Source organism: Pseudomonas sp. Emmai (genome assembly GCF_055179735.1).
The window spans coordinates 6,623,598-6,636,930 of the sequence record NZ_CM143685.1 but is presented as its reverse complement, the minus strand read 5'-3'; the positions used below and the strand labels follow the sequence as shown (position 1 = coordinate 6,636,930).

The 13,333-nt window shown below is 60.9% G+C and carries 11 protein-coding genes; 10 read left to right on the top strand and 1 reads right to left on the bottom strand.

The genetic code is table 11. The features are described from left to right. Nucleotides 1–26 precede the first annotated feature (26 nt). The 9 genes from ACY4LX_RS30580 to trpE all read left to right on the top strand — a co-directional run bounded on the left by ACY4LX_RS30580 (nt 27) and on the right by trpE (nt 10,145). Nucleotides 27–656 carry a response regulator gene (locus ACY4LX_RS30580; protein ID WP_003210977.1) on the top strand — a complete coding sequence of 210 codons (630 nt, stop codon included), beginning with the start codon at nt 27–29 and terminating at the stop codon, nt 654–656. A gap of 394 nt (nt 657–1,050) precedes the next feature. Beyond that, nucleotides 1,051–2,175, top strand: a complete 1,125-nt coding sequence (locus ACY4LX_RS30575) for an ABC transporter ATP-binding protein (RefSeq protein WP_123410527.1) — start codon at nt 1,051–1,053, stop codon at nt 2,173–2,175. 49 nt (nt 2,176–2,224) lie between these two features. Continuing rightward, nucleotides 2,225–3,268 carry an ABC transporter substrate-binding protein gene (locus ACY4LX_RS30570; protein WP_463258628.1) on the top strand — a complete coding sequence of 348 codons (1,044 nt, stop codon included), beginning with the start codon at nt 2,225–2,227 and terminating at the stop codon, nt 3,266–3,268. A 270-nt stretch (nt 3,269–3,538) separates the two neighbouring features. Beyond that, a complete protein-coding gene (locus ACY4LX_RS30565) occupies nt 3,539–4,786 on the top strand; it encodes an ABC transporter permease (RefSeq protein ID WP_149659559.1) in 1,248 nt (415 codons plus the stop codon). Between the two features lie 12 nt (nt 4,787–4,798). Beyond that, nucleotides 4,799–5,623, top strand: coding sequence for an ABC transporter permease (locus ACY4LX_RS30560; protein WP_133835769.1), 825 nt, complete (start codon nt 4,799–4,801; stop codon nt 5,621–5,623). Between the two features lie 250 nt (nt 5,624–5,873). Beyond that, nucleotides 5,874–7,022 carry an iron-containing alcohol dehydrogenase gene (locus tag ACY4LX_RS30555; protein WP_149659558.1) on the top strand — a complete coding sequence of 383 codons (1,149 nt, stop codon included), beginning with the start codon at nt 5,874–5,876 and terminating at the stop codon, nt 7,020–7,022. Between the two features lie 80 nt (nt 7,023–7,102). Then, complete coding sequence (rpe, locus tag ACY4LX_RS30550; protein ID WP_123410522.1) at nt 7,103–7,777, top strand: ribulose-phosphate 3-epimerase; 675 nt, start codon at nt 7,103–7,105, stop codon at nt 7,775–7,777. Next, entirely contained in the window at nt 7,774–8,592 is an 819-nt protein-coding gene (locus tag ACY4LX_RS30545) for a phosphoglycolate phosphatase (protein WP_149659557.1), read from the top strand. Before rpe ends, ACY4LX_RS30545 begins: the two co-directional genes overlap by 4 nt. Nucleotides 8,593–8,663: 71 nt before the next feature. Beyond that, the gene (gene trpE / locus ACY4LX_RS30540; protein WP_463258627.1) at nt 8,664–10,145 is read left to right on the top strand and encodes an anthranilate synthase component I; all 1,482 of its coding nucleotides are present in this window, start codon (nt 8,664–8,666) and stop codon (nt 10,143–10,145) included. 272 nt (nt 10,146–10,417) lie between these two features. On the opposite strand, the gene estP is transcribed toward trpE, so the two are convergent. Beyond that, nucleotides 10,418–12,328, bottom strand: a complete 1,911-nt coding sequence (estP, locus tag ACY4LX_RS30535; RefSeq protein ID WP_463258626.1) for an esterase EstP — start codon at nt 12,326–12,328, stop codon at nt 10,418–10,420. Between the two features lie 408 nt (nt 12,329–12,736). On the opposite strand from estP, the gene ACY4LX_RS30530 reads away from it, so the two are divergent. Then, nucleotides 12,737–13,330: an aminodeoxychorismate/anthranilate synthase component II gene (locus tag ACY4LX_RS30530; RefSeq protein WP_463258625.1), complete on the top strand. Its 594-nt coding sequence runs from the start codon at nt 12,737–12,739 to the stop codon at nt 13,328–13,330. The last annotated feature ends 3 nt before the right edge of the window (nt 13,331–13,333 follow it).

Genomic DNA, 13,333 nt, shown 5'->3' with positions numbered 1-13,333 from the left:
AGATCGCATTTAATGAGGAGAGGCTAGTGATCCGTGTACTGGTAGCCGAAGACCACACCATCGTCCGTGAAGGCATCAAGCAATTGATCGGCCTGGCCAAGGATTTGCTGGTGGTGGGGGAGGCGAGCAACGGCGAGCAGTTGCTCGAAACCCTGCGTCACGTGCCCTGCGAAGTGGTGTTGCTGGACATCTCCATGCCCGGGGTCAATGGCCTGGAGGCGATTCCACGGATCCGCGCGCTGAACAATCCGCCGGCGATCCTGGTGCTGTCGATGCACGACGAAGCGCAAATGGCCGCCCGGGCGTTGAAGGTCGGCGCCGCTGGTTATGCGACCAAGGACAGCGATCCGGCGCTGCTGCTGACCGCGATCCGCAAAGTCGCGGCGGGCGGGCGTTACATTGACCCGGACCTGGCCGACCGCATGGTCTTCGAGGTCGGTCTGACCGACTCCCGGCCGTTGCACTCGTTATTGTCGGAACGCGAATTCTCGGTGTTCGAACGCCTGGCCCAAGGCGCCAACGTCAACGACATCGCTCAGCAACTGGCCCTGAGCAGCAAAACCATCAGCACCCACAAGGCGCGGCTGATGCAGAAACTCAACATCACCTCCCTGGCGGAACTGGTGAAGTACGCGATGGAACATAAACTCCTTTAAAACCCCGCCACGAACCCTTTAGGAGCAAGGCTTGCCCGCGAAGGCGTCCTCACTGACGCTAAAAGCTTCGCGGGCAAGCCTCGCTCCTACAAGGGGGCGTGTCAGTCGTATCAATATTGCCTGACACACCGCTTTCGCGAGCAAGCCCGCGCCCACGGGGATCTCGGTGGCATGTCCATTTGCGACACCCCGTAAACCTGCTTTTGCCTGTTCTTGCTGCTTGCAGCTGACCGCCTGCCGCTGCGTTTGCCCAAACGCGCCATCCTTGTAGGGCAATCCCTACCCCCAACCTTCCATCCCGCTGAGGCGATTCTCTCCTGCGCCCCGATTTGCGCGGTCCCCAGCGTCCACTAGGCTTAGTCCACAAGCAGTCATCAATAACAAAGGTGTGGGTATGAGCCAGGTCGATTCAAGTGCAGGGGCCAATGACATTCTGGTCAGCTTTCGTGGAGTGCAGAAAAGCTACGACGGCGAGAACCTGATCGTCAAAGACCTCAACCTGGACATTCGCAAAGGCGAATTCCTCACCTTGCTCGGGCCGTCCGGCTCCGGCAAGACCACCAGCCTGATGATGCTCGCCGGTTTCGAAACCCCGACCGCCGGGGAGATCCTGCTGGCCGGGCGTTCCATCAACAACGTGCCGCCGCACAAGCGCGACATCGGCATGGTGTTCCAGAACTACGCGTTGTTCCCACACATGACCGTGGCCGAGAATCTGGCGTTCCCGCTGACCGTGCGCGGCTTGAACAAGAGCGACGTCAGCGACAAGGTCAAGAAAGTCCTGAGCATGGTCCAGCTCGATGCGTTCGCCCAGCGTTACCCGGCGCAACTCTCCGGTGGCCAGCAACAACGTGTGGCCCTGGCCCGTGCCCTGGTGTTCGAACCGCAACTGGTGCTGATGGATGAACCCCTCGGCGCGCTGGATAAACAGCTGCGCGAACACATGCAGATGGAAATCAAACACCTGCACCAGCGTCTCGGCGTGACCGTGGTCTACGTGACCCACGACCAGGGTGAAGCCCTGACCATGTCCGATCGTGTGGCGGTGTTCCATCAGGGCGAAATCCAGCAGATCGCGCCGCCGCGCACGCTCTACGAAGAACCGAAAAACACTTTCGTCGCCAATTTCATCGGCGAGAACAACCGCCTCAACGGCCGCCTGCACAGCCACACCGGCGACCGCTGCATCGTTGAACTGGGCCGTGGTGAAAAAGTTGAAGCCCTGGCGGTCAACGTCGGCCAGACCGGCGAGCCCGTCACCCTGTCGATTCGCCCGGAACGCGTGAGCCTCAATGGTTCGAGCGAGTCCTGCGTCAACCGCTTCTCAGGGAGGGTGGCGGAATTCATCTATCTGGGCGACCACGTCCGGGTGCGCCTGGAAGTCTGCGGCAAGACCGACTTCTTCGTGAAACAGCCGATTGCCGAGCTCGATCCCGAGCTGGCGGTTGGCGATGTGGTACCGCTTGGCTGGCAGGTCGAGCACGTTCGCGCGCTCGATCCTCTTTTAGAGGCGCATTGATCGCCCCCCGCAATACCAACACCAACCCTGCACGTGGAGAGAACAATAAATGTTGAGATCCCTGAAATTCACCGCTTTGGTCATGGGCATGATCGGTGCGGCACACGCGATGGCTGCGGGCCCGGACCTGACCGTGGTGTCCTTTGGCGGGGCGAACAAGGCCGCGCAAACCAAGGCGTTCTACGCACCGTGGGAAGCGGCGGGCAACGGCAAGATCGTCGCCGGCGAATACAACGGCGAGATGGCCAAGGTCAAAGCCATGGTCGACACCAAGAGCGTGTCCTGGGACCTGGTAGAAGTTGAATCGCCAGAACTGTCCCGTGGTTGCGACGAAGACATGTTCGAGCAGCTCGATCCGAAGTTGTTTGGCAAGACTGAAGACTACGTCAAAGGCGCGATCCAGCCGTGCGGCGTGGGCTTCTTCGTGTGGTCGACCGTGTTGGCCTACAACGCCGACAAATTGGCTTCCGCACCGACTAGCTGGGTGGACTTCTGGGACACCAAGAAATTCCCGGGCAAGCGTGGTCTGCGTAAAGGCGCCAAGTACACCTTGGAATTCGCTCTGATGGCCGACGGCGTGGCGCCGAAAGACGTCTACAAAGTGCTGGCCGGCAAGGATGGCCAGGACCGCGCGTTCAAGAAACTCGATGAACTCAAGCCAAGCATCCAGTGGTGGGAAGCCGGCGCGCAACCGCCGCAATACCTCGCCTCCGGTGACGTGGTCATGAGCTCGGCCTACAACGGTCGGATCGCCGCCGTGCAGAAAGAAAGCAACCTGAAAGTGGTGTGGAACGGCGGGATCTACGACTTCGACGCGTGGGCGATTCCAAAAGGCCTGGATAAAACCCGTGCCGAAGCGGCGAAGAAATTCATCGCGTTCTCGGTGGCCCCGCAGCAGCAGAAGACCTACTCGGAAAACATCGCTTACGGCCCGGCCAACATTCAAGCCGTTCCGTTGCTGGCCAAGGACGTGTTGAAAGACATGCCGACCACCCCGGAAAACATCGCCAACCAGGTGCAGATCGACGTCAGCTTCTGGGCTGACAACGGCGAGCAACTGGAACAGCGCTTCAATTCCTGGGCTGCGAAATAAGCCCACCTCGTGGGCTTATTGATCGTTCCCACGCTCTGCGTGGGAATGCCGCCCGGGACGCTCCGCGTCCCTGTGACGCAGAGCGTGGGAACGTTCAGTACCCTGTAGAAGCGAGGCTTGCCCGCGAAGACGTCGGCACATTCAACATTAATGCTGACTGACACACCGCCTTCGCGGGCAAGCCTCGCTCCTACAGGGGTGATGTATCGATAAGAAGAACAGAGGTGGCCTGTCTGCCTCTGTAACGATCAAAGATTTCCGGAGTACGCCATGGCTATCGCCGTTCCCCTGAACGCGGGCACTGACCCCACCTTGAAGCAGCGGCTCAAGCACGCCGAGCGGATCAATCGCTGGAAGGCCCAGGCCTTGATTGCGCCGCTGGTGCTGTTTCTGCTGCTGGTGTTCCTGGTGCCGATTGTGGCGCTGCTCTACAAAAGTGTCGGTAACCCGGAAGTGGTCGGCGGCATGCCGCGCACCGTGACGGCTATCGCCAGTTGGGACGGCCGTGGCCTGCCCGCTGAACCGGTTTACAAGGCCGCCAGCGAAGACCTCGCTGAAGCGCGCAAAAACCAGACCTTGGGTGACTTGTCCAAGCGCTTGAACATGGAACTGGCCGGCTACCGCAGCCTGCTGACCAAAACCGCCCGCGCCTTGCCGTTCGCCACCGAGCCGACCTCTTATAAAGAAGCGCTGGAAGGGCTCGACGAGCGCTGGGGCGATCCGGCCTATTGGCAGGCCGTGCGCCGCAACACCAGCAGCATCACCCCGTACTACTTGCTGGCGGCGGTGGATCACCGGATCGACGACCTCGGCGAAGTGGCCCCGGCCACCCCGGACCAGGCGATCTACCTCGACATCTTCGCCCGCACCTTCTGGATGGGCCTGGTCATCACCGTGATCTGCCTGTTGCTGGCCTATCCGTTGGCCTACCTGCTGGCGAACCTGCCATCACGGCAAAGTAACCTGTTGATGATTCTGGTGCTGCTGCCGTTCTGGACCTCGATCCTGGTGCGGGTCGCCGCATGGATCGTGTTGCTGCAATCCGGCGGGCTGATCAACAGCGGCCTGATGGCCATGGGCATTATCGATAAGCCGCTGGAGCTGGTGTTCAACCGCACCGGGGTCTACATCTCCATGGTGCACATCCTGCTGCCGTTCATGATTCTGCCGATCTACAGCGTAATGAAAGGCATCTCGCCGACTTACATGCGGGCGGCGATTTCCCTCGGCTGCCATCCGTTCGCCAGTTTCTGGCGGGTGTACTTCCCGCAGACCTATGCCGGTATCGGCGCCGGTTGCCTGTTGGTGTTCATCCTCGCCATCGGCTACTACATCACTCCGGCGTTGCTGGGCAGCCCGAACGATCAGATGGTCAGTTACTTCGTCGCCTTCTACACCAACACCAGCATCAACTGGGGCATGGCGACCGCACTCGGTGGGCTGCTGCTGTTGGCGACCGTGGTGCTTTATCTGATTTACAGCTGGCTGGTGGGCGCCAGTCGCCTGCGCCTGAGCTAAGGGGAGAACGAAATGCTGAGTCCTTATATGTCGCCCATTGAGCGGGTGTGGTTCTACAGTTTGCGGATTCTCTGCGGCTTGGTTTTGCTGTTCCTGATCCTGCCGGTGCTGGTGATCATTCCGTTGTCGTTCAACTCGGGCAGTTTCCTGGTGTACCCACTGCAGGGCTTCTCGCTGCACTGGTATCAGGACTTCTTCGCCTCGGCCGAATGGATGCGCTCGTTGAAGAACAGCATCATCGTCGCCCCGGCGGCCACGGTGCTGGCCATGGTTTTCGGCACGCTGGCGGCGATTGGCCTGACCCGTGGCGACTTCCCCGGCAAAGCGCTGGTGATGGCGCTGGTGATTTCGCCGATGGTGGTGCCGGTGGTGATCATTGGTGTGGCGAGTTATCTGTTCTTTGCGCCGTTGGGTTTGGGTAACAGCTTCTTTTCGCTGATCGTGGTGCATGCGGTGTTGGGCGTGCCGTTCGTGATCATCACGGTGTCGGCGACGTTGCAGGGGTTCAACCACAACCTGGTGCGTGCCGCTGCGAGCCTCGGTGCCTCGCCGCTGACCGCGTTCCGTCGGGTGACCTTGCCGTTGATCGCGCCGGGTGTGATCTCCGGGGCGCTGTTTGCTTTCGCGACGTCGTTCGATGAGGTTGTGGTGACACTGTTCCTTGCCGGTCCCGAGCAAGCGACCCTGCCACGGCAGATGTTCAGCGGCATCCGCGAAAACCTCAGCCCGACGATTGCCGCCGCCGCGACGTTGCTGATTGCCTTCTCGGTGATCCTGCTGCTGACCCTGGAATGGCTGCGTGGCCGCAGCGAAAAACTGCGCACCGCCCAGGTCTGACCTGCACCGCTGATCGTTCCCATGCTCTGCGTGGGAATGCCTTGGGGATGATCGGACCTAATCCTGTAGGAGCGAGGCTTGCCCGCGAAGGCGTCAGCACATTAAACATCTATGTTGACTGACTCACCGTCTTCGCGGGCAAGCCTCGCTCCTACAGGTCACCTCAATCATTCGCGTCGTGAATAAACGACAAACCCCAATCCCCAGCTACTATTGTGCCCAGCTCCCCTAACGATAAGAGGCTGCGCACATGAGTCTTTCCTCTTTCAAAATTGCCCACAAACTGATCACCGGCGCCGGTGCCATCGAGCAACTGGCCGCCGAGCTGACCCGCCTGGATGTCGATAACCCGCTGATCGTCACCGATGCCGCGCTGGTCAAGTCCGGCACGGTCGAGCTGGCGCTGGCGCACCTGGGCGACCGCACCTATGAGGTGTTCGACCGCGTGCTGCCCGACCCGGAAATCGCCATCGTCGAAGACTGCATGCGCGTCTACCGCGAAGGCGGGCATGACGGGTTGATTGGCCTGGGTGGCGGCAGCGCCATCGATATCGCCAAAAGTGTCGCAGCTTATGCCGGTTATCACGGCGCGCTGGAAGATCTGTTCGGCGTCGATCAGGTGCCGCGCAAAGGCCCGCCGCTGATCGCCATCCCGACCACCGCCGGCACCGGATCGGAAGTCACCAACGTGGCCATCCTCTCCGACAAGCTCGCGCAGCTGAAGAAAGGCATCGTCAGCGACTATCTATTACCGGACGTGGCGCTGGTCAGCCCGCAAATGACCCTGACCTGCCCGCGCAGTGTCACTGCCGCCAGTGGCGTCGATGCGCTGGTGCATGCGGTCGAGTCCTACCTGTCGCTGAATGCCTCGGCGATCACCGATGCCTTGGCGATTGGTGCGATCAAGCTGATTACCCAGGCGCTGCCCAAGGCCTACGCCAACCCGGCCAACCTGCAAGCCCGCGAAGACATGGCCACCGCCAGCCTGATGGCCGGCATGGCGTTCGGCAATGCCGGGGTCGGCGCGGTGCATGCGTTGGCGTACCCGCTGGGCGGGCGCTACAACATTGCCCACGGCGTCAGTAATGCGTTGCTGCTGCCGTATGTGATGACCTGGAACAAGTTGGCCTGCGTCGAGCGCATGCAGGATATTGCCGAGGCCATGGGCGTGAAAACCGCGCACCTGAGCGCCATCGATGCCGCGGACAAAGCCGTGGAGGCGATGACCGCGTTGTGCCTGGCGGTGGAGATTCCCCTGGGCCTGCGCAGCTTCGGCGTGCCCGAAGACGCGATCCCGGCCATGGCCGTGGAAGCGGCGGGGATCGAGCGCCTGATGCGCAACAATCCACGCAAGTTGAGCGCCGTCGATATCGAGAAGATCTACCGAGCGGCCTACTGATCATCGCGGTCACGTCGCGCGCGTCAAAGCATGAGGTATACAATGCGCGCCATCGTGATTCTGCTCAGAAAAGGTGCGTCATGCAGCCCTTCGTAATTGCTCCGTCGATTCTCTCCGCCGACTTCGCCCGCCTGGGCGAAGAAGTGGACAACGTCCTGGCCGCTGGCGCCGACTTCGTGCACTTCGATGTCATGGACAATCATTACGTGCCCAACCTGACCATCGGCCCGATGGTCTGCGCGGCACTGCGCAAGTACGGCGTGACCGCGCCGATCGACGCCCACTTGATGGTCAGCCCGGTGGATCGCATCGTCGGTGACTTCATTGAAGCCGGCGCGACCTACATCACCTTCCATCCGGAAGCTACCCAGCACGTCGACCGTTCCCTGCAACTGATCCGCGAGGGCGGCTGCAAGGCGGGCCTGGTGTTCAACCCAGCCACTCCCCTGAGCGTGCTTGAGTACGTGATGGACAAGGTCGACATGATCCTGCTGATGAGCGTCAACCCGGGCTTCGGCGGGCAGAAGTTCATTCCTGGCACCCTCGACAAACTGCGTCAGGCCCGTGCGCTGATCGATGCTTCGGGGCGCGACATTCGCCTGGAAATCGACGGCGGGGTCAATGTGAACAACATCCGTGAAATCGCCGCTGCCGGCGCCGACACCTTCGTGGCCGGCTCGGCGATCTTCAATGCGCCGAACTACCAGGAAGTGATCGAGAAGATGCGTGCCGAACTGGCGCTGGCTCGTCCATGAGTGGCTTTGAGCAGCTGTTCCCGGGGCGTCTGCCGCGGCTGGTGATGTTCGATCTGGATGGCACGCTGATCGATTCGGTCCCCGACCTCGCGGTTGCCGTGGATAACATGCTGCTCAAAATGGGCCGTGAACCCGCCGGCCTTGAGTCGGTGCGCGAGTGGGTCGGTAACGGTGCGCCGGTGTTGGTTCGCCGCGCGCTGGCCGGTGGCATCGACCATTCGGCGGTCGATGACGGTGAGGCCGAAGGTGCGCTGGAGATTTTTATGGAAGCCTACGGTGGCAGCCATGAACTGACCGTGGTCTATCCCGGCGTGCGCGACACCCTGAAATGGCTGCACAAGCAGGGCGTCGAGATGGCGCTGATCACCAACAAGCCGGAGCGCTTTGTCGCGCCGCTGCTGGATCAGATGAAGATCGGCCGTTACTTCAAATGGATCATCGGCGGCGACACCCTGCCGCAGAAGAAACCCGACCCGGCCGCGCTGTTTTTCGTGATGAAAATGGCCAACATTCCGGCGTCGCAATCGTTGTTTGTCGGCGATTCGCGCAGTGATGTGCTGGCGGCGAAAGCGGCGGGGGTCAAGTGCGTGGCGCTGAGTTATGGCTACAACCATGGCCGGCCGATTGCCGAAGAGTCACCGGCGCTGGTGATCGACGATCTGCGCAAGCTAATTCCCGGTTGCCTGGACCCGGCGGCTGAGATAACGTTGCCCGACGCTGCTCAACCCCCTTCTGGAAACGCCATCGTGGTGGTCACTCGCAAACTCTGGATGAAAGTCATCAAGGCCCTGGCCCGCTGGCGTTGGCGCGCCTGACTTGTTCCTGGCCGGCATCCCGGCGCGTTTGCATACCTGACTGTTAGACCCTCAAGCCACGAGGCTACCCCATGATCCGCGAAGAATTCCTGCGTTTGGCCGCTGCCGGCTATAACCGTATCCCGATGGCCTGTGAAACCCTGGCCGACTTCGACACGCCGCTGTCGATCTACCTGAAACTGGCCGACGAGCCCAATTCCTACCTGCTGGAATCGGTGCAGGGCGGGGAGAAGTGGGGCCGTTACTCGATCATCGGCCTGCCGTGCCGCACCGTGCTGCGGGTTCACGATCACCACATCAGCGTGACCCACGACGGCGTCGAGATCGAAAGCCTTGAGGCCGAAGACCCACTGGCCTTCGTCGAAGCATTCAAAGCCCGCTACAACGTCCCGACCATCCCTGGGCTGCCGCGCTTCAACGGCGGGCTGGTGGGTTACTTCGGTTATGACTGCGTGCGTTATGTGGAAAAGCGTCTGGGCAAATGCCCGAACCCCGATCCACTGGGCGTGCCGGACATTCTGCTGATGGTGTCCGACGCGGTGGTGGTGTTCGACAACCTCGCCGGCAAGATGCACGCGATTGTCCTTGCCGACCCGGCGCAAGCCGATGCCTTCGAGCAAGGTCAGGCACGTCTGGAAGAGTTGCTGGAGAAACTGCGCCAGCCAATCACCCCGCGTCGTGGCCTGGACTTCAGCAAGCAACAGTCGGCTGACCCGGTGTTCCGTTCGAGCTTCACCCAGGACGATTACGAAAAAGCTGTCGACACCATCAAGGAATACATTCTGGCGGGTGACTGCATGCAGGTCGTGCCGTCCCAGCGCATGTCGATCGACTTCAAGGCGGCGCCCATCGATCTGTACCGGGCGCTGCGTTGCTTCAACCCGACGCCTTACATGTACTTCTTCAACTTCGGCGACTTCCACGTCGTCGGCAGTTCGCCGGAAGTGCTGGTGCGGGTCGAAGACAACCTGATCACCGTGCGCCCGATCGCCGGCACCCGCCCACGCGGGGCCAACGAAGAAGCGGATCTGGCGCTGGAAAAAGACCTGCTGTCCGACGACAAGGAAATCGCCGAGCACTTGATGCTGATTGACCTTGGCCGCAACGACACTGGCCGGGTCTCGGAAATCGGTTCGGTGAAACTCACCGAGAAGATGGTGATCGAGCGCTATTCGAACGTGATGCACATCGTCTCCAACGTCACCGGGCAATTGAAGGCCGGGCTGACGGCGATGGACGCGCTGCGGGCGATTCTGCCGGCGGGCACCTTGTCCGGCGCACCGAAGATTCGCGCGATGGAAATCATCGACGAGCTGGAGCCGGTCAAGCGTGGCGTCTACGGCGGGGCGGTGGGTTACTTCGCCTGGAACGGCAACATGGACACTGCGATTGCGATCCGCACTGCGGTGATCAAGGACGGCGAACTGCACGTGCAGGCCGGTGGCGGCATCGTCGCCGATTCGGTGCCGGCGCTGGAATGGGAAGAAACCCTGAACAAACGGCGTGCGATGTTCCGCGCGGTCGCGTTGGCCGAGCAAACCCCGGACAGTTAAGTTCACACAAAACTTGTGGGAGCTGGCTTGTGTGGCGAGGGGGCTTGCCCCCGTTGGGGCGCGAAGCGGCCCCCTGCATTCTTTCAGGTTTATCGAGCGGTCTGGATTTGCGACTGCTGCGCAGCCGAACGGGGGCAAGCCCCCTCGTCACAATAAGTGTTCAGCATAAAAAAACGCGGCGCCTGTGAGGGCGCCGCGTTTTTTATGGCCTGCCAATTCAGATCACCAAAAGATCGCGCCCCCCGAAGGCTGCAATCTTTTGATCTAGCGATTTAGAAGTCCAGGCTTACCCCAAGGTTCACGCCCTGCTGGGTAAAGTCATCATCCTTGCGAATGTCATAACTCGCCCGCAACGCCAAATCCTTGGTGAGGTTATGACTCACACCCAGGTTCAAACGGTTCAGATTGGTTTGCGGGGTGTAGCCGGCCAGGGTGTAGCGGTTGCCCGGCAGGCTGTTGAGGTTCATGGTCACGTCCTGGGTATCGTCGTTGTACTCACGCTCGTGGGCCAGTTCGCCGAATACCTGGGTCTGCGAGGTGATCTGATACTTGCCCTGGAGGCCAATGCCAAGACGCCGGGAGATGCGTGACTGGTCATCGAACGTCAGGGCGGTGGAGTCGGCGCCATCCTCCGAGTAACCGTCGACCTCTACCTTGGCGAAGTCGGCGCTGACGAACGGCGACAGGTGCCATGGGCTGCTCGCCAGTGGCGCGATGTCGTAACCGACGCGACCACTGAAAGCCAACAGGTAACCGTCGGTATCGCCTTTCTCCCCGCGCTCGTTGACCCCCAATTGGAATTTGCGTTTGAGGCTGTCGTAGTCCAGATGCCCGGCCGTCACGGCCGCATCACCCCACCAACGATTCTGCTGATACTGAGCGAACGCCGTACCCATGTAGGTGTTGAGCTTGTAGTCCGAATCGTTGTCACCGGCTTCCAGCTTCTGGTTGTAGAAACCCGCAGCCAGGCCGACGCGCCATGCGTCATTCAGCCGGTAGCTGCCACCGATGTTCAGGTTGGCGCCATTGCCGTCAGCACTGGCGCCGCTGCGCTGGCTGTCGAAGTCTTGATGCTGGCCGCCACCGGCGACAATCGCCCGCCATTGACCCACGCCTTGCCAGTTTTCCCAATCCGCCAGCCACTGGTTACGCAGTTCATCCTGGTGGGAGCGCAAGGTGCCCTGGGCCATTTGCGGCAACAGGGTCGCCTCCCATGGCGCGGACAACAGCGAGTAGGCGTAATCGGCAATCAGGCGTTGCCCGGCTTCGGTCGGGTGCACCGAGTCGTTGTAGATCAGTTTGGTTGGATCCGGCGTCGCACTGTTGATCCCGTAGCGGGCGTTCTCGGTGCAACTGTTGCCGCTGAAGCAGGTGGCGCTCAGGTTTTGGTCAGTGGCCAGGCCGAACTGCCCCGGGTTGGCAAACGTCTCTTTGAGCAGCACCGGAATGTTCAGCGGGATGATGTTGGCGTTGATGCCCTGCAGTTGGCTCACCAGTTCGGTGTTGAACTGGTTGCTCAGTTGGGACGTGAAGTCTTGCAACGGCGAGCCATTGAACGCCGGGGTAAAGCCGATATCCGGCAGCAGCCAGACCATGATGTAACGGGCGCCGGCCTGTTGCAGGGCTTGTGCGCTGCTGGCCAGGCGATCGGCGGCGGCGCTGGCCTGGGGCAGGCTGGTCACGCGACCTTGCAGGAAGTCGTTACCACCGCCCGAGAGGTAATACAGTGCATTCGGGTCGGCGCGAAAGCCGTTCGACGGCAGATAGCCCGCGCGGGTGCGTTCGCCAGTGGCGGAAGTGCTGGTGATCGAATCGAGGATCTGGTCGGTGCGATAACCGCCGACCGCCCAGTTGTTACCGTCGGGCTGGCCTTCGTTGGCGCGTACTGCCGAAGACGAGGACGCTGTCTGGTCCGCCGAATACCCCAGTTTTCCCCCAAGAATTTGCGTGGCGTTGAGCGAGCGTTCTTCACCGCTGCCGTCCAGGTAGACCGGGCCGGTGCGGTTGGTGAAGCGCTGGGTGGACCCGGCAGGCCCGCCGGTGTCGGCGAAGGTCCCGGCGTCGTTGAGGCTGTCGCCGAAGACGATGAAACTCGTGTAAGGATTGGGCGCCGCATTCGCCTGGGCGCAGGCCATGGCGAGCAGGCAACTGGCGAGCGGTACAAACAACGTCTGTTTGATCATGTGCAAGTCCGTTTAATTATTGTTGTAGAGAACGAAACGACAGTACCAAAAACTTCCGGCCTTTTGCCATCTGTCGCGAAGCCTTCATTTGTTTCGCCAGCCTTGGTGTGCGCCTTATTGCACGCTCTGCCCAGCTAAGTTACTGTGCCGAGACGTATGAATGAGACCTTTCCCGTGTTGATCATCAGCAAACTCCTGGATCAAGTCATCAAGGCACACGCCCGCTGGCGTTGGCGCGCCTGAATTCTTTTGCCGGCCCCGCCGGACCTGTACCCGCTTCGCCTTCTGTACCTGTTTGAAATGCCGCTTTGCTGGCGCCACTCCAGCACCTGACAAAGCGCAGCACACTGCGGGTAATCATTCGAAGGCTGTATTAAAAGTCAGTGAATTCAAGAGGTTCCCAGCGCCATGTTGCTGATGATCGATAACTACGACTCTTTTACTTACAACGTTGTGCAGTACCTTGGTGAGCTTGGCTCCCAGGTCAAAGTCGTGCGCAACGATGAACTCTCCATCGCCGAAATCGAGGCCCTCAATCCTGAGCGCATCGTCGTGTCCCCCGGTCCTTGCACGCCGACCGAAGCTGGCATCTCCATCGAAGCGATCAAACACTTCGCCGGCAAACTGCCGATCCTCGGTGTCTGCCTCGGCCACCAGTCCATCGGCCAAGCCTTTGGCGGAGATGTGGTGCGCGCCCGTCAGGTGATGCACGGTAAGACTAGTCCGGTATTCCACGAGGACAAGGGTGTTTTCGAAGGCCTGAACCGTCCGCTGACCGTCACCCGATACCACTCGTTGATCGTCAAGCGTGAAACCTTGCCCGAGTGCCTGGAGCTGACCGCCTGGACCCAGCTCGAAGACGGCTCGGTCGACGAAATCATGGGCCTGCGCCACAAGACGCTGAACATCGAGGGTGTGCAATTCCACCCGGAATCGATCCTCACCGAGCAGGGCCACGAGCTGTTCGCCAACTTCCTCAAACAAACCGGCGGCACGCGCTAAGGA

Excerpts from the sequence above, each read along its gene's own strand:
- ACY4LX_RS30575 (WP_123410527.1), top strand. The coding sequence starts at position 1,051 with ATGAGCCAGGTCGATTCAAGTGCAGGGGCCAATGACATTCTGGTCAGC.
- ACY4LX_RS30570 (WP_463258628.1), top strand. The coding sequence starts at position 2,225 with ATGTTGAGATCCCTGAAATTCACCGCTTTGGTCATGGGCATGATCGGT.
- ACY4LX_RS30565 (WP_149659559.1), top strand. The coding sequence starts at position 3,539 with ATGGCTATCGCCGTTCCCCTGAACGCGGGCACTGACCCCACCTTGAAG.
- ACY4LX_RS30560 (WP_133835769.1), top strand. The coding sequence starts at position 4,799 with ATGCTGAGTCCTTATATGTCGCCCATTGAGCGGGTGTGGTTCTACAGT.
- ACY4LX_RS30555 (WP_149659558.1), top strand. The coding sequence starts at position 5,874 with ATGAGTCTTTCCTCTTTCAAAATTGCCCACAAACTGATCACCGGCGCC.
- rpe (WP_123410522.1), top strand. The coding sequence starts at position 7,103 with ATGCAGCCCTTCGTAATTGCTCCGTCGATTCTCTCCGCCGACTTCGCC.
- ACY4LX_RS30545 (WP_149659557.1), top strand. The coding sequence starts at position 7,774 with ATGAGTGGCTTTGAGCAGCTGTTCCCGGGGCGTCTGCCGCGGCTGGTG.
- trpE (WP_463258627.1), top strand. The coding sequence starts at position 8,664 with ATGATCCGCGAAGAATTCCTGCGTTTGGCCGCTGCCGGCTATAACCGT.
- estP (WP_463258626.1), bottom strand. The coding sequence starts at position 12,328 with ATGATCAAACAGACGTTGTTTGTACCGCTCGCCAGTTGCCTGCTCGCC.
- ACY4LX_RS30530 (WP_463258625.1), top strand. The coding sequence starts at position 12,737 with ATGTTGCTGATGATCGATAACTACGACTCTTTTACTTACAACGTTGTG.